The sequence below is a fragment of the Corynebacterium sp. H130 genome (assembly GCF_037572395.1).
Classification (GTDB): Bacteria; Actinomycetota; Actinomycetes; order Mycobacteriales; family Mycobacteriaceae; genus Corynebacterium.
Genome location: NZ_JBBHLA010000003.1, coordinates 304,972 through 324,004, shown reverse-complemented (window position 1 = coordinate 324,004; position 19,033 = coordinate 304,972). Strand labels below are relative to the sequence as shown.

The window sequence follows — 19,033 nt, the reverse complement described above, 5'->3', positions numbered from 1 at the left end:
GCCCGACCCCCAACGGACAGCTGGGTCGCCGAACACCGGCTCGTTTACCGTTCTCCATTTAAGACTAGTCACAACGGCAACAAAAATGTGCCAGGTCGATGAGACAAGAACCACAATTTGTCATTACCTGTCCAGCACCCCCGCTATAGCTCACCCCATCCGGGGGAATGTTGGGTTCCCCCCTCCGTCACGCACCCCCATTCGGGGGTTTTCGAGCTCGGATTGACTTCACACTTCATGCCCCAACCTTCTAAATCGACCGTTATTGATTGGCCTTCAAACTCCATGCGAGAAAGCCGGTCAGGAACACCATCTCCGTCAAGATCTGCCAAAACAGTGAGCCCACGCTCATCACATTCGATATGAGCTGCTTCATCCCCGGCCGAGAGCAGGGCACTGAGGAAGTTGTCCCAATCCATCATTCACTCCCCACCGTCGCCAACTTGCGCCGCAGCCAGATGCTGGCCGCAGGCGTCCGCGAACCTTTAGACCGACATCGAGACCACAACCTAACAGCCCCAAGAATGACAGCAATCAATACCGCAATACCCACAGGGAACAGCCTTGTTAAGCCCACCCCAAGCACAATGGTTATAACCAGCAGTTCGCCAAGGGATCGCTCTGACAAAGTTCCCCGCTCCAACCGCATGGCGCCCCTTTCCCACGCGGACGGGTTAACAGCCGGCAATGGGAACAATGGAGGTCGCTCAAGGCAGCGCTGCACCGCAGCTACGACACCCTCCTCCGCAGCAACCACAGCTTCAATTCCTTGCCCCACTGGAAGAGGTGCGGTCGAAACGAGCCTGCCCACCTTTGCAAAGGCCTCCGCTAGTGGCTCAACGTCTTCTTTTCGCCACCCGCCCATCGGCGCGACGGCCACAACGATGTCCGCGGCGTCGCTAGCACTGCACACATATCCGGCCTGGTTGAGGATGTCGGCAACCCGGCTCCTATCTCCCTGCCTCGGGCTGATGACGCAGACGGACGCTGGACCGCGACCACTCTGAACCGGAAGCGCGGGTGGTTCCAATCCAAGGCTGGCCAGCCCGTGCCACAGACTCTTCATACGGGCACGCTCCAACCGACCAGGATCGAAATCCGACCACGCCTGAGCAATGTCGCCTGCCGTGGGAACGACGAGGAATTCGGCGGGCCCAGCAGCCATCCGATCCCGGATGCGAGCATCAAGGGGGCCATCGTGAACAAGAAAGATGACGTCAACGTCCACGCCAATCGCAGGCCAGGAGAGAGCAACCGAATGGGCGTCGGCAAGCTCAATGCTCACCGGCGCATGCAGGGTGCAGGCACCCACGCGGGGCGTATCCTGGCTGCGGTCGATGAGTGCGCGCACGCCTGGATCACCTGCGTGATTGTGCGCGAATTCGCGTAAGTCTTGGAGTGAAAGTGCCCCCATTAATATCAGCCCCCACTGATTTCATCACTTCAACCACAATTGCACCGCATCGGCGTGCCGTCCGCAACTTGGGGCCCATGTTGTGTATGAGACTGCGGACAGGCAAAATGGACGGGATGCATAATTCTGATAATTCTCATTCCTATGGCACTCGTGAAGGCAACGTTCCTTTCGGTCGCCCACTTCAGTCCGAATTCAACGACGGACTCGACTACCCACGCCTCGGCTCTATGAGCTTCCGGCGCGGCACGCTCACGCCTAACCAGACCCAAATGTGGGACGAAAACTGGCCCACCATGGGCAAGGTGCTTGCCGACGAGCAGATCAACCTCGACGAATGGTTCGGCCGCACCGGCGCCAAGACCATCTTGGAGATCGGTTCCGGCACCGGCACCTCGACCGCAGCTATGGCGCCACTTGAGGCTGACACCAACATCATCGCCTGCGAAATCTACAAGCCGGGCCTAGCCAAGCTCATGGGCGCAGCCGTCCGCGAAAACCTCAGCAACATCCGCATGATCCGAGGCGACGGCGTTGAGGTCCTCGCCCGCATGCTGCCAGAGGAATCCCTCGACGGCGTACGAATCTACTTCCCGGACCCATGGCCAAAGGCGCGTCACCACAAGCGCCGCATCATCCAGTCCGGCGTGCTGCACCTCATTGCCACCCGCCTCAAGCCAGGTGGCGTGCTGCACGTGGCCACCGACCACGCGGACTATGCCGAGTGGATTTCCGAGCTCGTAAACGTCGAGCCACTGCTCGAATACAAGGGCTGGCCATGGCCAGAGTGCCCACAGCTCACCGACCGCCAGGTGATCACGAAGTTTGAGGGCAAGGGCCTAGAAAAAGACCACGTCATCACCGAATTCCTGTGGCAGAAGAAGGCATAAATGTCAGTCCACGAATTCATGCACAACTACTCCAGCACGTCTCCAACCACCGAGGCGCCACAATCCATGCTGCTCGTGTGGGACGCCCCCAACATCGACATGGGACTCGGCGCGATCCTCGGTGGCCGCCCAACCGCTGCCTACCGCCCACGTTTCGACGCCATCGGCCGCTGGCTCCTCGATCAAAGCCAGCGCCTCAGCGCAGAGATCGGCGAACACATCGAGCCAGAGGCAACCGTGTTCACCAACGTCCCGCAAGGCGGCGCCGATGTCATGCGCCCATGGGTTGAGGCCCTGCGCAACGTCGGTTTTGCGGTGTTTGCCAAGCCAAAGGTTGGCGAGGACTCTGATGTTGATCCCGACATGCTGGAGCACATCAAGCGCAGGTTCAGCGAAGGCGTGCTGAAGCGCGTCGTCGTCGCGTCCGCTGATGGCCAGAACTTCCGGGAGCTGCTGGAAAAGCTCGTATCCGAGGGCATTCCTGCCACCGTCATTGGCTTCCACGAGCACGCATCCTGGGCCGTTGGCCACGACACGATTGACTTCCTGGACCTAGAAGAAATCCCTGGGGTCTTCCGCGAACCACTTCCACGCATCAGCCTGGACAATCTCCCTGCAGAAGGTGCCTGGCTGCAGCCATTCCGCCCGCTGTCTGCCCTACTGTCCTCGCGCTAAATTTACGCTCGGTCACGAAAGGAAACACACGTGTTCTATCGTTGGGGCGAAATTGCCTACCGGTTCCGCATCACGGTTCCGATTCTCATCGTCGCTGCCATTTTGGGCCTGTTCTTCTTCCAGGGCACCCAGCTCGGCGACCGCATGAGCCAGGAAGGTTGGGACGACCCTCATTCTTCCTCCACCAAGGCAGCACAGATTGAGCTGGAAACCTTCGGGCGCGACAACTCCGGTGACGTCATCATCCTGTTCGAAGCCCCCGAGGGCAAGAACCTCGATGACCCGTTCATTTTCACCGCAGCGCAGAACCACCTGAAGACGCTGCAGGAAAACAACCCAGAGCACATTGCGCACGTCACCAGCTACTTTGATAAGCGCAATGCCCAGCTGATCACCCCGGATCACCGCATGGCGTTCGCAGCGGTCGGCCTCAAGGGCGACGGCGAAGATACCCTGAAGTCATTCCGGGCCGTCGAGGAGCAACTCCTCCCCGCCGAACTGCCCGGTGGCGCCACCGCCGAGGTTGCCGGCGCGACCGCTGTTGCCGACGCGCTTGACGACGGCATGGGTGGCGACATCAAGCGTGCAGAGCTCTACGCCTTGCCACTTGTCGCCATCCTGCTGTTGTTCGTTTTCGGCTCGGTGGTAGCGGCCTCGATGCCGCTGATCGTGGGTCTGCTGTCGATCGCTGGTTCCCTTGGCGTGCTTTCTGTGTTGGCCTCTACTGCTCAGGTGAACGTGTTTGCCCAGTCTGTGGTGACCTTGCTCGGCCTGGGACTTGCCATCGACTACGGCTTGTTCATGGTGTCGCGTTTCCGCGAGGAAATGGCGCTTGGGAAGGCCATTAAGCCTGCGGTGGCTACCACGGTGGCAACGGCGGGCCAGACGGTGGTGTTCTCCGCGTTCATGGTGATGGTGGCCCTGTCCGGACTTTTCGTGTTCCCGCAGGCGTTCCTGAAGTCCATCGCATATGGTGCTATTTCCGCTGTTGGTTTGGCGGCTTTCCTGTCGATCACTGTCCTCCCAGCGCTGTTCGGCATGCTGGGTAAGAACATTGATAAATGGTCGATCCGTAAAACCACCAAGGACGAGTCCAAGTGGGAACAGACCGTGTGGGCGCGCATCCCTGCATGGTCCATCAAGCACTCCAAGCTCATCACCGTGGGCATCGTCGGCGTGCTCCTCGCGCTTACTTTCCCACTGGTTGGTGTGAAGTTCGGTGGCATCAACGAGACCTACCTGCCACCATCCAACGAAGTGCGTGCCTCCCAGGCGAAGTTCGATGAAGCCTTCCCGAGCTTCCGCACCGAGCCAGTCAAGCTGGTGGTCACTGGAGCGGATAATGCCCAGCTGGTGGAGATCTACCAGCAGGCGAACGCTGTTGAGGGCCTCACGGGCCGATTCTCGCCTTCTCACGGCACGAAGGACGGCACAACGGTGCTTGCCGCAGGCATCGTCGACCGGAGTAACAACGAAGCCGTCGTGAAGCAGCTGCGCGCCATTGAGGTGCCAGAGGGCGTCGAGATGCACATTGGTGGCACCCCGGCGCTGGAGGTTGAATCCATTGAAGCGCTGTTTGAGAAGCTGCCGTGGATGGCGGTGTACATCATCGTCGCTACGTTCGTGCTGATGGCGCTGGTGTTCGGCTCGCTGATTCTGCCAGCCAAGGCTGTCATCATGACCGTGCTGGGCCTGGGCGCTACCCTGGGCATCCTGACGGGCATGTTCGTCGACGGTGTGGGCGGAACGCTCTTCGACTTCACCGCCGGGCCTCTGATGTCCCCTGTCCTCGTGCTGATCATGGCGATCGTCTACGGCTTGTCCACGGACTACGAGGTGTTCCTCATTTCGCGCATGGTGGAAGCCCGCAAGCGCTCCATGTCCACCGATCGCTCCATCGTGTACGGCACCGCCCACACCGGCTCGATTATCACGGCCGCGGCCCTGATCATGATCGTGGTCTGTGGCGCGTTCGGGTTCTCCGAGATCGTGATGATGAAGTACATCGCATTCGGCATGATCTTCGCCCTGCTCTTTGACGCCACCATCATCCGCATGATGCTCGTACCTGCCGTCATGCACCTGCTCCGCGAGGACAACTGGTGGGCGCCGCAGTGGGTGAAGAACCTCTCCGACCGCATGGGCCACGGCAAGTCCCCGGAGCCGGCCCTCCCGGGCGTCACGGTTGCCGACTCCCCTATCCGCAGTGGTCGCACCCCGGAGATGGACGAAAATCTCGTGCCTTTCAGTGAACTGATGAAGCGCCTCAGCCGGGAAGACTGATGAAGTCCCGTTATTTACGCATCGCCGCCACAGTCATCTTGATTGTGGCGGTGGTGTTTTTCTTCCGTGACCAACTCGGATTCATCGCAGAAGGTGTCTCCGCGCTTCGCTCCGCCTCCTGGGGCTGGGTGCTCGTCGCCACCGCATTGTGCGCCCTGTCATTCGTCGCGATGAGCGAAGTCATGGCTGAGCTCCTCCGCGCGGCAGGCGTACCCGTCCGACGACGCTCAGCCCTCGCCCTCGTCCTCGCCTCCAACTCATGGTCCAACAGCCTGCCCGGTGGCCCCGCCCTGTCCACGGTCCTGCAATTTAAGGTGCAACGTGCCTGGGGGGCATCGGTGATGGTCATTGGCTGGTTCGTCGTACTCTCCGGCGCCTTATCGACGCTCTGGCTCGTCATCCTCGGCCTCCTCGCTGTCGCCCTGCTCGGGGCTTCCTTTTCTATCTGGTCATTGATCTCCACGGGATGCAGCCTGATCCTGCTGGTCTTCCTCGTGTACTGGGTGGCCAACAACCCACACTTTTTGGAGCGCTGCGCGAATCTCGTGCTCCCCTTTTTCAATCGCTTGCTGCGACGCGAGCCCGACAGTGGCCTGGATTCAGTGCTGAGCTCAATTCGGCAATTGCAAGCGGTAAAGCTGTCCTTCTTCCGCTTCGGTTCGGTTGCCCTGTGGTCTTTGCTGAATCGGTTGCTTGATCTGGCTACGTTGTGGGCAGCTGTGCTCGCAGTTGGTGGAACGGCGTCAATTCCCGGCGTGACGCTCTCTTTCCTCTCCGCGAAGATCGTCGGGGCCACAGGCATCACCCCTGGCGGACTCGGGCCCCTAGAAGCCGCCCTGACGGCCTCCCTAACGGCAGCTGGGCTCACTGCGTCCGTCGCGCTGGCAGCAGTGCTGGTCTACCGCATGATCTCCTTTATCCTCGCCACCGCGATCGGCTGGGTAGTGTATCTAGTTGGACTTAAGGAGAAACCATGAAGCACTTCTTTTTCGACGCCCTCGCCATCCTGGCGTTCGCCATCTTCGCCCGCATGGCACACAAGTCAGAGCCGTTCACCGTAGTGAACATTCTGGATACCTACTGGCCATTCCTCATCGGCGTGCTGATCGCCTGGGTCTACTTCCGCTTGCGCGGTATGACAGGTGTGTCGATGGCCTCCGGCGTGATCGTCTGGGCCTGCGCCGTGGTCAGTGGCCTCGGCATTTGGGCTGCCAACAACGGCCGCACCCCACACATCTCCTTCATCATCGTCGCCACCGTCATGTCGGGCCTGTTGCTGCTTGGTTGGCGACTGATCGCTCGCCTGGTGGCTTCTCGACGCTAAAGCCTGATTGAGCAGCACAATGTGTCTCCGGTCGGGCACTTGTCGCAACGATCCCTAAATGCCAGGGTTGACCTCAGGATTTAGCCCGGAAGCCCGAGTTTAAGAACCCGAGTTTAGGGATGAAATCCCTCCGGCCGAGGGCAAATCGACCGCTTCCGCTCCGAAACTCTGGTTCCTAAACTCGGCTAAAGACACAAACCGACCGACGACACGCCGCCCGGACACACATTTCTTTACTTACCCTAGAATCCACCTGGCTCAACAAAACCAAAACGCCCCGTCTTCCATAAGTGGAAGCCGGGGCGCCGGTATCTTATTGGCTGTTAGCCGAAGAAACCGTGAATCTGGTTCATGACAATGAAGAAGTAGCCGACGATGTCGCCTGCCAGGTCAAAAACGGTGCTCAGCATCGAATATGCCTTTCCTTTGGTGAAGCCTTAATTCAGTAACGTTTTAAATGTCGTAGAAAGTAACGACAATGTTACATCGGCATAATGGTGTGCTTCTTCGGCAGGTCCCGTTCACTCTTGGTGGAGAGCTGTCGGAGGGCCTGGCGCAGCGCCAACCTGGTGGAATTCGGCTCGATCATGGCGTCGATGTAGCCACGCTCAGCGGCAACGTATGGCGAGGTCATGTTCTCGTCGTAGAAGTCCATGAAGACCTTCTTCATGTATGCGCGCTGGTTCTCGTCCTCGATCTTGGCGAGCTGCTTGCCCTGGATCATCACCACGGCTGCCGCAGCACCCATCACAGCGATCTGCGCGGTCGGCCAGGCCAGGTTGATGTCGCCGGACAAGTTCTTGGAACCCATGACGGCATAGGCTCCGCCGTAGGCCTTGCGCACGATGAGGGACACCTTTGGCACGGTTGCTTCGACCAGCGCGAACGCGAACTTCGCACCGCGGTGAATGAGTCCGGCCTTCTCCTGCGCCACACCTGGAAGGTAGCCAGGCGTGTCCACAACGTAGACGAGCGGGATGTTGTAGGCGTCGCAAATGCGGATGAAACGTGCGCCCTTGTCTGCGGCATCGGCGTCGATGCAGCCCGCGTACACGAGCGGCTGGTTCGCGATGACGCCCACGGACTTGCCGTCGATGCGCGCGAAGCCAACGACCAAGTTCTGCGCGAAGTTCGGCTGGATTTCCAGGAAGTCGTCGGAGTCGAAGAGCTTGGACAGCAGGTCGTGCATGTCGTAGCCGGCGTTGGTGTCGTTCGGCATGAACGTGTCGAGTGGCTCGTCGCAGGCAACAACCTCATCGGACGGAGCCCAGAACTCAGGGCCTGGATCATTGCAGGTCAGTGGCAGGTGATCGAGGAGATCCTTGACGTAGTTGAAGGCGTCATCCTCGTCGCGGGCCACATAAGACACGTTGCCGTTGAGCTCCTGCTGGCGCGCACCGCCGAGCTCGGCGGAGGTGATTTCCTCGCCGGTAACTTCCTTGATCACGGCAGGGCCGGTCACGTACATTTCAGCGCGCTCATCGACGGCCACAACGAAGTCCGTGGTCACCGGGGCGTATACGGCGCCACCTGCGGACTTGCCCATCATGATGGAGATCTGAGGGGAACGACCAGACAGTGGCAGCTGGCGGCGCGCAATTTCGGAGTACATGGCCAGAGAGGTAACTGCGTCCTGGATGCGGGCGCCACCAGAATCCTGAATACCGATGACTGGGCAGCCAACACGAATAGCCATGTCCATGACCTCGCAGACCTTGCGGCCGAAAGTCTCGCCCACTGAGCCGCCATAAACGGTCTTGTCGTGCGCGTAGATGACCACTGGTCGGCCTTCGATGCGGCCGTAACCGGTGACGACACCGTCGGAGTATGGCGCTTCCGGGTCGTCCGGAGTGCGACCGAGGGCGCCGATTTCAACGAAGGAACCGGGATCTAGAAGACGGTCGATGCGCTGGCGAGGCGTCGACAAGCCCGCGGCGTCACGCTTCGCTCGCGCCCGCTCGCTACCTGGGTCTTTTGCTTGTTCCAGGCGCGCGCGAAGATCGGCAAGCTTCTCTGCAGTCGTCTTTCCAGTCACGTTTCTACGCTACTCGTTTCTACTTCTTGGCGAGCTTCGCAATGCGACGCGTCAGGTTTGCACCAACTGTCGCGATTTCCGGCTCATCAACCACGGCCAGGTGATCGCCATTCAAGTGAATAATCTCTAGGTCTTCCACGATAGCCGACCAGCCACCATCTTCCTTAATTGTGGCATAGCGTGGCTCGAGTTCAATCGCGCCATCGTGCATCCGTTCCGCGCGGAACAGGATGACCGGCACCGAAACCTCGGACCAATCCTCAAACTTGATCTTGTCCAAAATGCGGTTGTCCACGAAGGACGCGCGCTGGTGCTCCAGTACACCTGCGGAAAGGCCATGCTCGGAAGCATCGGTGGTGGCCAGGAATTCAGCGAGCATGCCAAGCAGTGCGTCTTCGCCAGCGGTCTCCAGCAGGTCAAATGGAACTGGGAAGTCAAGGCCATAGGTCTTCTTGGCAAAGGCCTGGTAGCGCTCCCAGCGTGCCCGGGTCTCCTCTGGGGAATCCGGAACAGTTTCCGCAGGCTGCACGGTGTCGAGCAGGGCTACCAGCGCGACCTCAACGTCCGTGTCGCGCAGCTGGTTAGCTACCTCGTAGGCCAGGGCGCCACCGAAGCTCCAACCGCCGAGGACGATTGGCAGCCCGTCGGAGTACTGCTTGATCTCATCCAGGTAGGCAGCAGCACGCTCAGACAGTGGGCCTTCCAGGCGCTCAACGCCGTACACCGGGACGTCGGCAGGCAGTCGGCGCATGAGTGGCTGGTATACCACAGAGGAGCCACCGGCTGGGTGGAACATGAACACGGCTGGTTGCGTGGAGCCTTCCGGACGTGCGCGCAGCACACGAATGTTGCCCTCTACCTCGGTCTCCAAGCCTTCGCGAACCAGGTTAGCCAGCGGTTCCAGCGTCTCCGCAGCCAGCACATCGTCCACGGTGATCACGGCGCCAGAACGCTCAGACAGGCGCGCAGCGATGTCCTGAGCTTGGGTGCCAGTGAGCTCCGGCAGTTCGGAGGTCACGCCCGCGGCAGCAGCACCGGTGATCGTTGCCCAGGTGGCAAAGACGAGGCGTTCCGACGCATCGCGCGGTGCAACTCCAACGCCGCCCTTCTTTGCAGCAGGCTTTTCGACGGCCGGTTCCTTCTTTACGCTGTCCCGGCCAGCCACCATGTCCTCCACCAGCGTAACGACGTCGGCCACGGAGGCATCGCGAAGTGCCTGAACCTGCAGCTCAGGGATCTGGAAGTCATGTTCGATGCGGTTCTTAATGCGCATGCCCATAAGGGAGTCAAGGCCGAGATCGATGAGTGGGAGTTCACGTGGCAGGTCTTCCACGTCGTAGCCCATGGCCTCGGAGACGATGGTGCGCATGCGCTGCTCCACGGTTTCCCCGGAGGCTGGGTCCCAGTGCATCGATTCGATGGTGACTTCATCGGTGACGGCAGGGGCGGCTACGCGCCTAGGCTCAGCGGTGGTCTCCGCGGTTGGGGTGACCAGGGAGGATGCGAAACCTTCGGCGACGAGGCTCATCGTCTCGCCCATCTTCCGGTACACGGACAGGTTCACGCCACCGATGTGCTTACCGGCAATCGTGGTGACTTCGCCCGTTGGTGGCAGCGGGGAAATTTCCTCGCATACTACGAGCTGTGCGTCCACACCCATCGTGGCGACGGCTGCGTCCATGAGGGCCTCTGCGCTTGGCACCAGTTCGGCCAGTGTGGAGAAGGCAACGGAGCCATCCGGCAGCGTGACCTTGTGGCCCGGCATGCCAACGTTTCCGGAGGAGCTTGGGCGTGCGGCGGTCCAGTAACGCTGGTGCTTCCAGGTGATGGACGGCGCATCCAGGCGCTCACCTGCGCCGTAGGCTAGGTCAAAGTCAATGTCCTGGCCGGACACGTACAGCTTCGCCAGCAGATCGCGCAGCGAATCAGCAGCAGGAATCTTGCGCTTGAGAGCGTAAAGCAGCTGCGAATCGCCAGCACCAACGGAGAACGCGGTGTTCATCATGCCCATCAGTGCCACTGGGTTCGGGGAAATTTCCACGAGCATGGTGTGGCCTGCAGCGAAGGCCTGCTGGGTCGCCTCGAGGAACCAGACGCTGCCGCGGGTGCAGCGCAGCCAGTAGTCGGAATCGTGAATGACGGAACCTGCTGGGTACACAACATTCTTGTCCACGGAGCTGAACAGCGGGATCGTGGTTGGGCGTGGCTCGATGTCTGCGGTTTCCGCGGCGAGCTCACCAAGAAGTGGCTCGACAGCGGAGGTGTGGCCTGCGCCCTTGACATTGAGGGCGCGGGCAAACTTGCCCTCCCCTTCCAGGAATTCCACCAGCTTGAGCACGGCGTCGCGAGGGCCACCCACGGTGGTCATGCCTGGGCCCGCGTACACGGCTGGCTCAATGCCGGAGTATTCAGGGTGCTCAGCGATGAACGCCTCCAGGTCCTCAGCGGAAAACTCCACCACGGCCATCGCACCGAGCTGGTCTTCCGGCAGGGACTTCTCGCCCTCGCCCATCAGGCGGGAACGGTGGGAGGCGATGCGCATTGCGTCCTTGGCGGACAGGCCTCCGGCTGCGTAGGCAGCGGCGATCTCGCCCATGGACATGCCAACCACGGCTGCTGGCTTCGCGCCGAATGCGGCCAGGTAGTCGGTCAGTGCGATCTGGATTGCGGTGATGGCGACCTGCGCGGTTTCCGTGTCGTAGGTCTGTTCGTCGTCAGCGATGATGTCGAGCAGGGACCAGCCGGACTCAAACTCGATCATCTCGTTCAGCTCGGTCAGGCGAGTCTTGAACAGTGGGGACAGCTCGAGCATGTCCTTGGCCATCTTGCGGTGCTGCGAACCAAAGCCCGAGTACACAAAGACTGGGCCGGTGGTGGCAGGTGCGTCGGCCGCATTGATACCGATGCTCTTCTTGCCTTCAGCTACCTGGCGCAGGCGCTTGACTGCCTCTTCCACGTTGGCAGCTTCCACCGTTGCGCGGGAGCGACCATGGTTACGGCGCGCGAGGGAGCGGGCGACCTTGACCAAGTCGTCGTCGCTGCGGCCCTCAAGGAAGTCAGCGAGGTCCGCTGCAGCTTGTCGACGCCTACTAGGCAGCAATCCGCTGACAGGGAGGATGACCCCGTCCAACTCCTTCTCCGCTGCCGGCGCAGCCTCGTACTCTGCCGGATCGAATTCCTGGACTACGACGTGCGCGTTGGTGCCACCGAAGCCGAATCCGGAAACGCCTGCGGTCTTCTTGCCGGAATATTCCGGCCATTCGCGTGGATCTTCCACTACTTCCAGGTGCTCGGAGTCGAAGTCGATGTAGCGGTTCGGGCCTGCGAAGTTGATGCTTGGCGGGAGCACGTTTTCCTGCATGGCGAGCAGGACCTTGAGCAGGCCTGCTGCGCCTGCTGCGGACTCTGAGTGGCCGATGTTGGTCTTGACGGAGCCGAGCAGGGTTGGCTCTGCGATGTCACGGCCCTTGCCAAGGACAGCACCGAGGGCTGCTGCCTCGATTGGGTCGCCGAGGATGGTGCCGGTGCCGTGGGCTTCCACGTAGTCAACCTGGCGTGGGTCCACGCCCGCGTCTGCGTAGGCGCGCTCGAGCACATCAACCTGAGCCTCTGGGTTTGGCGCGGTGAGGCCATTGGAGTGACCGTCAGAGTTCACTGCGGAACCCTTGATCACGGCGATGATGTTGTCGCCGTCGGCAATGGCTTCCTCGACACGCTTCAGGACAACCAGTCCAGCGCCGTCGGCGCGGACGAATCCGTCAGCGTCATCGGAGAAGGCGTGGATCTTGCCGGTTGGGCTGATAACGCCCAGCTCACCGAAGGCAGTGGAGACAAATGGGGACGCCAGGATGTTCACGCCACCCGCGATGGCCAGGTCAGCGTCGCCGGAACGCAGTGCGCGCACGGCGTCGTGGACTGCCACGAGGGAGGAGGAGCAGGCGGTGTCAACGGAAACGGATGGTCCGCGGAAGTCAAAGGCGTAGGAGACGCGGTTCGGAATGATCGAGCTTGCCGTGCCGGTCAGTGCGTATGGGTGCGCTTCTGCTGGGTCGGCGGTGATGATCATGCCGTAGTCAACATTGGAGGAACCGATGAACACGCCTACGGCCTCGCCCTTGAGGGAGCTTGCTGGAATGTGTGCGCTTTCGAGCGCTTCCCACGTCAGTTCCAGGGCGAAGCGCTGCTGCGGATCCATGTTCGCAGCTTCCACCGGGGAAATTCCGAAGAACTCGGCGTCGAAGGTGGCGATGTCCTGAATGTAGCCGCCACGAACGTTGTTCTCGGCGATCTTCTGCGTCATCACTTCATCGGCGGAATACTCCGACCAACGACCAACCGGAAGGTCAGACGTAGCGTCGGTGCCAGAGACGATCATGTTCCAGTACTCACCAAGATTGCCTGCTCCTGGGAAGCGACCAGCCATGCCAACCACGGCAATGTCGTGTGCCCCACCGGTCTGCGCGGTGAAACGAGGCTTCTTGGCCTGCTGGGTGCCGGCCGGAGGGCCGTCGATAAGGCGCTGGGCGAGAGCCCCGATGGTTGGGTACTCGTAGGCGACGGTGGCGTCGAGCTGGATTCCGAGCAGGTTCTCCAGTTCGCCCGAGAGCAAGACGACGTCGCGGGAGCTGAGGCCGAAGTTCTGGAGGGACTTGTCGTCGGTGATTTCCTCCGCAGGCAGTCCCGTCGCCGTCACGACCCAATTTCGCAACCATTCGCGAAGCTCGGAAACGGTCATCTCGGCGTTACCCTGCCTGGACTCCATGCCGGTCGCTCACCTCTTCTACTAGATACGGACAAAAGTCAATGGCCCTTACTCAGCTGAGAGACTGAGATAAGGGCCCTCTGCAAGGCAGTCGTTAAAAAACGTGAAAGTGTTACACGCGGAAACTAGCTTTCTTCAAGGTATGCCTTGCGCACAACCCTGCGTGCAATCTTACCGCTCGAAGAACGCTTGATGGCATCAGGCGCAACCATGCGAATGTCATGCGGGTTCACACCGTGATGCTGGGTGACCTGCTCGCGGATCGCGTCGATGGCCGCAGCGTCGCCGTCTTCGGTCTGGTTGATGTCGCGCTCAGCGATGATCACGAGCTTCTCGACGTCCTCGCCCTCAATCGCGAAGGCAGCGACGCTATCTGGTCGAACATGGGCGCTGGCCTGCTGGACGGTGTGCTCAATGTCCTGTGGGTAGTGGTTGCGTCCAGCGATGACGATGAGGTCCTTCAGACGGCCAGTGAGGTAGATCTGACCGTCGATGAAGGTGCCCAGGTCGCCGGTGGCCATCCAGATGTCGTCGTCGGCGACGCCTTCGGCGCGGGAGTTTTCCGGCAGCTTCTTGGCCAGCTTGTTATGGAAGGTCGCGGCGGTCTCTTCGTCGCGGCCCAGGTAGCCCTGTGCCATGTTGGCACCGTTGCACCAGAACTCGCCGATCTTGCCGTCTTCGATTTCCTCGCGGGTCTCCGGATCAACCAGGATCATGTGCATTGGGGCAATTGGCTCACCAACAGAGGCGAATGCGGTTCCTTCCTCAACCACCACGGCGCGACCTTCAGCAAGAGCCTCGCGGTCGAAGTGCTTGAATATCGGACGATTTTCCGTCTGTGGCAGCGCAACGAGCAAGGTGGCCTCCGCCAGACCGTAGCCCGGACGGATCGCCTTCCGGTTCAGGCCGTGTGGCTCGAAGGTCGACAGGAAGGACTCCACGGCCACCTCGGACACCGGCTCCGAGCCGTTGATGATGCCGTCGACAGCGGAAAGATCCAGCTCCACGCCCTCAGGGATGCCATAGCGCGCGCCGAGCTCCATAGCGAAGTTCGGCACCACGGTGTAGATGTTCGCATCGCCTTCACGACGGTTCAGCTGCTCAATCCAGCGGGATGGGCGCTGCAGGAAGTCGCGTGGGCGCATGAGATCCAGGCCGACGCCGAGGATCGTGACGAAGGCGGACAGGATCATGCCCATGTCATGGTGCAGCGGAATCCACAGCGCCAGGCGCATTGGGTGCTTGAGCTGCGCTGCGCGGAAAATCTGCAGCACATTGGTCATGATGTTGCGCTGCGTGAGCACCACACCAGCTGGGGTGCGGGTAGAACCCGAGGTGTACTGCAGGAAGGCGACGGAATCGACCGGGGCAACCTTGGATTCCTTGAGTTTTGCCAGCACCTCTGGGTTGGTCAAAGGATTCACAAAAGCTTCTGCAGTGGAGTCCGGCAAGGAATCCACGGAGAGAATGCGCGGACGCTCAGCCGCAGGAACGGAAGCGAAGAACTTGCGGGTTGCGGAAGCGCTCGCGGAGTTGGTCAGGGCGAACTTCGGGTTCGAATCGCCAATGACGGCCGTCAGGTGGCCCGTGTGCCCAGGCTCGGCTGGGTCGTAGAGCGGAACAGGGACCATGCCGGCGTACATGGCGCCAAGGAAGGAAAAGATGTATTCCGGGCTGTTTCCAGCCAGAATGGCGACACGATCGCCCATTTGGCCGGTCTGCTGCAGGCGAGCCGCGACAGCCTTGATGCGGGTATTGACCTGCTCGCGAGTAAAGGAGACCAGCTTGCCCTCACGAGACTCGGAATAGTCCCAGAATCGCAAAACCTCGCGGTCCTTACCGCCAGCGGCAGCGTCTGCCTGGTACATCAGCTCGCACATGGCGGCCAGGGTGAACTCTGGAGGCAGGACGACATTGCCGGCTTCGTCGAAGAAGCGGCCCATTGCTGCATTAATATCCATGGGTTTTCCTTTTGTGATCCTTGTAAAGAAGCGTTGCAGCTACCTTACCCAGATTATTTAGCAATACAAAACTATTTTGCTTGCGTTTCCTGGAAAATTTTAAAGGCAGACCGCGAACGGCCTGCCTGAAAGCTCGCTAGCGGGCGTCGATAAGCCCTGCGGACCAGTCGATGAGCCACTGCGTTGTGGTCGACCCCGGGAAGACATTCGGGTTCGTAGCGTACTGCGCGTGCACGGCGTTGGCGGCAATGAGCGCCTGTGCACGGCTGACGGCGTTACCGACGCCAAGTGGGGCGTCGCAGATGTGATCATCCGGCGCGCAGATGTCCATGACCTTGTCCTGGAGCGAACCGAAGCCACCGGCACGCGGGCCACGCATGGTAGCGCCCGGCATGATCGCCTGAGTGAGCGGATTCAGCAGCTCGAGGGACACTTCCGCACCCACACCGCTAACTGGATTGCCCTGCGCGACACCGACGCCCGGCTCGCGTCGACCATCCGCAATGACGGCCACGCCGCGAACTCGCTCAGCCGGAATGACGCCCTGCCCGGCGCCAATCTGGTTCGCGATGTCACCGACGATGACCGCACCCTGGGAAAAGCCGATGAGTATGAAATCGGTAGCTGGGCAGTCAGCGTGCATCATGCGAAGTTCGCCCTCCAGCTTGGAGGTGCCTTCCTGACGAGACTGGTCATAGCTCATCTCGTGCATGGCGTTGACGTTCTTGAACTGGGCCGTGTACGGCAGCGTCCACACCTTCACATCGTCCGGGGTGTAGCGCTGCTGCAGCGGCTTCGTGACGGTCAGCATGAAGGAATGCGGATTGAACGTCGGATTGATCGGGTCATCGTTCGGTGCCGACTCCCACGTACCCGGAGCTGCAACAACCTCAACCTTTGGGCACCAATCAGGCTGTTGTGGTGCAGCCGTGGTTGGCTCCGGCAACGGCTTGTGGCCACCACTGTTCATCCAATTGACAACCCCGGCGCCCACCACGATGAGGAGGACGAGGGTTGCAACGATCGTCAGAATTTTTCGCATGAACTAGCAATACGCTTCTTTGGCAGTTTTGACAAGGATGCCCCGGATATCTTCAAACTTCTTATCGGTGCGCTTTTGCTCAATGAGCTGGCCCGATACCGCGCCAACGGTGTCGTTCTTCTCTCCGGAATGGCACACGCCCCCGGCGACGCTGACCATTTGATCCTCGACGCCATCGACGTTAATTCCTTGCTGCTTCAGCTCCTCCAGCAACCGCTGTTCCTTCTCAGGTCGAGCCGGTGCGCTCGGCAACGCGCTAACTTCCTGCACGGCGCCGTCCTGCGGTCCGGGCGCTGCTGCTCCACCGCCCGCGCGTGGTGTCGGCGTCGGCTGGCTTGTCGACGTCACCTGGTCCGTCTTCGAGGTTTTGGTCAGCGGAGCAACCGACGAAGGGGCTGCCTGCCCATTGTCTACCGTCGCGCCACCACCACAGCCGCCCAACACTAAAGCGGTAGCGACGATGGCGATGGCTGATACGGTATTTCGCATTTAGAAGCGCTCCTCCACGATTCGACCATTAACCTGCTTGATGATGCCATGCTGGAACTTCATCTGTTCGCCACCGGCAGGGATCGCAGTCTGATCCTCAACCGGCCAACCAAATGGGCCATTCTCCCAACCGGACTTGCCCCAAGCATCACGGATGTCACCATTCAGGATGAAGTGCGCGCCCGTGGCTGCGGACCAGTACATGGTGCCATGCTCGAAGTTCTGCAGTGCGCCACCCGGGATGGAGAACTCGTCAGAAGTTGGGGCGCCCAGGCGAGAGGATGCCGTCTTGAGCTGACCGTAGTGCTCAGCGATCTTGCCCTTCACAAAGAAGGTTTCCTGCTTGGAATTGCGGACAGTGTAGCCACCCTGGAACTGCTGGACCAGGCTGCCGTTCACTTCCTTCGGCACGTCTACTGGGTAGCCCATGGCGCCAGTTTCGTAGCCCTGGCGACCCCACGCATCGACCATGTCGCGTGGCACCTCTACGGCGTCAGTCTCATGAGTCCAGTAGATGGAACCGTTCTGGAAGTGGACGAAGCGACCCTTGCCATCCGGAGTCTGCATTTCATTGGTCAGCGGGAAGCCGAGCCAGGAGTCCGTTCCGCCCATTTCGGTGTAGCGGGCGCCAATGCGGCCGATGAGCATGTGAGCACCCGTCTCAGCAGACCAGTATGCGCGACCAGCACGGAAGTCCTGAGCCTTGCCACCCTTGACGTCGTATTCATTGTTCAGGCAAGCACCCCACTGGCCACCCTTAGTCAGCTCAGCGATGGCACCCACAGTAGTGCACTCTGCGCCGCGATCCTCAGGCTTCACGCCCAAGGAGTCTGCGATGTAAGGCCACGCCTGGGACATCTCAAACTGCCAGTATGGCCAGTTGTGGACGCCGGATGGGCGGAACTGCGCCACGACCGGAAGGTTGGCCTGCTTAGCGCGGTCAACGAAAGTCTGGGTGGTCATGCGAGATACGACCTCGAGGCCCTTGCCGGCCTCGTTAGCTGGGCCCGTCGCGACGGAGCCTGGCTCACCAAAGTCATCGCGTCCCGAACCTGCAGAAACGTAGACGGTCTTGCCCTTGAGAGCTTCCAGACCAAGCTTTGGATCATTGTCGATCCAACGCTGGTTCACCGGCTTGCCCCACATGTTGTCGAGCTCGTATCCGCCACCCTCAATCAGCGCGCCACGAAGCATCTCAGGCATACCAGGAGAGGTGGTGTCCAGGTAACCCGAGAAGGAACCAGCAAAGTTGAACATGTCCGGGCGGTGGGACGCCAAGTTGATCGCGGCGGTGCCACCCATGGACAGGCCAACGATTGCGCGCTGCTCATTGGAACGGTAACCATTCTTAAGCACTGCAGGCAGCTCGTTCAGGAGGAAGGACTCCCACTTGTAGTTCTTGTCCTTCGCAGGGCCTTCCCAGTCGGTGTAGAAGGAAGCCTCGCCACCAATCGGCATGATCACGTTGACATTCTTGTCAGCGTAGAACTGCTCAATATTGGTATGAATGGTCCAACCACTCTCCGTATCCACAGCGCGCAGACCATCAAGGGCCCACACCTCAGGGAACTTCTTCTCCGGGTTGGAGTGCCAGTCACGAGCAAGCAGGATCTGAACCTGCATCAGCTGCTCAGGCATAGCGGCAGACTTAATAAACACAGCCACACGACGATCAGTGATCCACTCAACGCGATCGACAGACACACCTGCTGGCAGGCCCTCGATCTTTGGGTAGTCAGTCTTGATCGGGGTGCGCTGTGGCACCTCACCAGGATCCAGGTAATCAGAAGCGCCGGTGCCACCAGGGAAACCTGAGGATCCAGAAGAATTCAGTTGAGCGAGAGCCGGGGATGCCATTCCCGCTACCAGTGCCAATGTGACCGGCACGGCCGCGAGGACATGGCGGAAGGAACGTCGCCGAGCAGAGCGAGTTTCACGCATGAAAAGTCCTTAAATAGTCGTGTTTCAGCTGTTGTTCTGCGGGCCACAGTTTCCGAAAGTTCCCCGCTTCCGGAAGGCGTGACGCCTAGTTTGTTAAGTTTTGCCGCCTGTGGGCACACGTGCCCAATAGGTTGGACTCAAGTTTAAGTACAACTTTAGACTTTTCTGGCAGTGACACACCAGGGGCTAGTGGTTATTTTGTTTACATTGTTCGCCA

At 60.4% G+C, this 19,033-nt stretch carries 12 protein-coding genes; 5 read left to right on the top strand and 7 right to left on the bottom strand.

The window, feature by feature from the left end:
- Positions 1-418: 418 nt before the first annotated feature.
- A complete protein-coding gene (locus tag WG939_RS07785; RefSeq protein ID WP_339984390.1) occupies positions 419-1,351 on the bottom strand; it encodes a hypothetical protein in 933 nt (310 codons plus the stop codon).
- A 179-nt stretch (positions 1,352-1,530) separates the two neighbouring features.
- On the opposite strand from WG939_RS07785, the gene trmB reads away from it, so the two are divergent.
- The 5 genes from trmB to WG939_RS07760 are packed head-to-tail and all read left to right on the top strand — an operon-like array spanning position 1,531 to position 6,586.
- Positions 1,531-2,304, top strand: a complete 774-nt coding sequence (gene trmB, locus WG939_RS07780; protein ID WP_339984388.1) for a tRNA (guanosine(46)-N7)-methyltransferase TrmB — start codon at positions 1,531-1,533, stop codon at positions 2,302-2,304.
- A gap of 18 nt (positions 2,305-2,322) precedes the next feature.
- Entirely contained in the window at positions 2,323-2,979 is a 657-nt protein-coding gene (locus WG939_RS07775) for an NYN domain-containing protein (RefSeq protein ID WP_445227891.1), read from the top strand.
- A 30-nt stretch (positions 2,980-3,009) separates the two neighbouring features.
- Entirely contained in the window at positions 3,010-5,262 is a 2,253-nt protein-coding gene (locus tag WG939_RS07770; RefSeq protein WP_339984384.1) for an MMPL family transporter, read from the top strand.
- Positions 5,262-6,239: a lysylphosphatidylglycerol synthase transmembrane domain-containing protein gene (locus tag WG939_RS07765; protein WP_339984382.1), complete on the top strand. Its 978-nt coding sequence runs from the start codon at positions 5,262-5,264 to the stop codon at positions 6,237-6,239. Before WG939_RS07770 ends, WG939_RS07765 begins: the two co-directional genes overlap by 1 nt.
- Positions 6,236-6,586, top strand: a complete 351-nt coding sequence (locus tag WG939_RS07760; RefSeq protein ID WP_339984380.1) for a DUF3054 domain-containing protein — start codon at positions 6,236-6,238, stop codon at positions 6,584-6,586. Before WG939_RS07765 ends, WG939_RS07760 begins: the two co-directional genes overlap by 4 nt.
- 481 nt (positions 6,587-7,067) lie before the next feature.
- On the opposite strand, the gene WG939_RS07755 is transcribed toward WG939_RS07760, so the two are convergent.
- From WG939_RS07755 to WG939_RS07730, 6 genes are all read right to left on the bottom strand, one after another.
- Positions 7,068-8,621: an acyl-CoA carboxylase subunit beta gene (locus WG939_RS07755; RefSeq protein ID WP_339984377.1), complete on the bottom strand. Its 1,554-nt coding sequence runs from the start codon at positions 8,619-8,621 to the stop codon at positions 7,068-7,070.
- 19 nt (positions 8,622-8,640) lie between these two features.
- A complete protein-coding gene (locus WG939_RS07750; RefSeq protein WP_339984375.1) occupies positions 8,641-13,383 on the bottom strand; it encodes an alpha/beta fold hydrolase in 4,743 nt (1,580 codons plus the stop codon).
- A gap of 125 nt (positions 13,384-13,508) precedes the next feature.
- Complete coding sequence (locus WG939_RS07745) at positions 13,509-15,344, bottom strand: FadD32-like long-chain-fatty-acid--AMP ligase (RefSeq protein ID WP_339984373.1); 1,836 nt, start codon at positions 15,342-15,344, stop codon at positions 13,509-13,511.
- Positions 15,345-15,480: 136 nt separating this feature from the next.
- Entirely contained in the window at positions 15,481-16,386 is a 906-nt protein-coding gene (locus tag WG939_RS07740) for a cutinase family protein (protein WP_339984371.1), read from the bottom strand.
- Between the two features lie 3 nt (positions 16,387-16,389).
- Positions 16,390-16,875 carry a DUF732 domain-containing protein gene (locus WG939_RS07735; protein ID WP_339984369.1) on the bottom strand — a complete coding sequence of 162 codons (486 nt, stop codon included), beginning with the start codon at positions 16,873-16,875 and terminating at the stop codon, positions 16,390-16,392.
- Positions 16,876-18,816: an alpha/beta hydrolase-fold protein gene (locus WG939_RS07730; protein WP_339984367.1), complete on the bottom strand. Its 1,941-nt coding sequence runs from the start codon at positions 18,814-18,816 to the stop codon at positions 16,876-16,878.
- Positions 18,817-19,033: the final 217 nt, after the last annotated feature.

What these genes read in the sequence shown, in the direction of transcription:
- trmB (WP_339984388.1), top strand. Translation starts at nt 1,531, where the DNA reads ATGCATAATTCTGATAATTCTCATTCCTATGGCACTCGTGAAGGCAAC.
- WG939_RS07775 (WP_445227891.1), top strand. Translation starts at nt 2,323, where the DNA reads ATGCACAACTACTCCAGCACGTCTCCAACCACCGAGGCGCCACAATCC.
- WG939_RS07765 (WP_339984382.1), top strand. Translation starts at nt 5,262, where the DNA reads ATGAAGTCCCGTTATTTACGCATCGCCGCCACAGTCATCTTGATTGTG.
- WG939_RS07760 (WP_339984380.1), top strand. Translation starts at nt 6,236, where the DNA reads ATGAAGCACTTCTTTTTCGACGCCCTCGCCATCCTGGCGTTCGCCATC.
- WG939_RS07750 (WP_339984375.1), bottom strand. Translation starts at nt 13,383, where the DNA reads ATGGAGTCCAGGCAGGGTAACGCCGAGATGACCGTTTCCGAGCTTCGC.
- WG939_RS07745 (WP_339984373.1), bottom strand. Translation starts at nt 15,344, where the DNA reads ATGGATATTAATGCAGCAATGGGCCGCTTCTTCGACGAAGCCGGCAAT.
- WG939_RS07740 (WP_339984371.1), bottom strand. Translation starts at nt 16,386, where the DNA reads ATGCGAAAAATTCTGACGATCGTTGCAACCCTCGTCCTCCTCATCGTG.
- WG939_RS07735 (WP_339984369.1), bottom strand. Translation starts at nt 16,875, where the DNA reads ATGCGAAATACCGTATCAGCCATCGCCATCGTCGCTACCGCTTTAGTG.
- WG939_RS07730 (WP_339984367.1), bottom strand. Translation starts at nt 18,816, where the DNA reads ATGCGTGAAACTCGCTCTGCTCGGCGACGTTCCTTCCGCCATGTCCTC.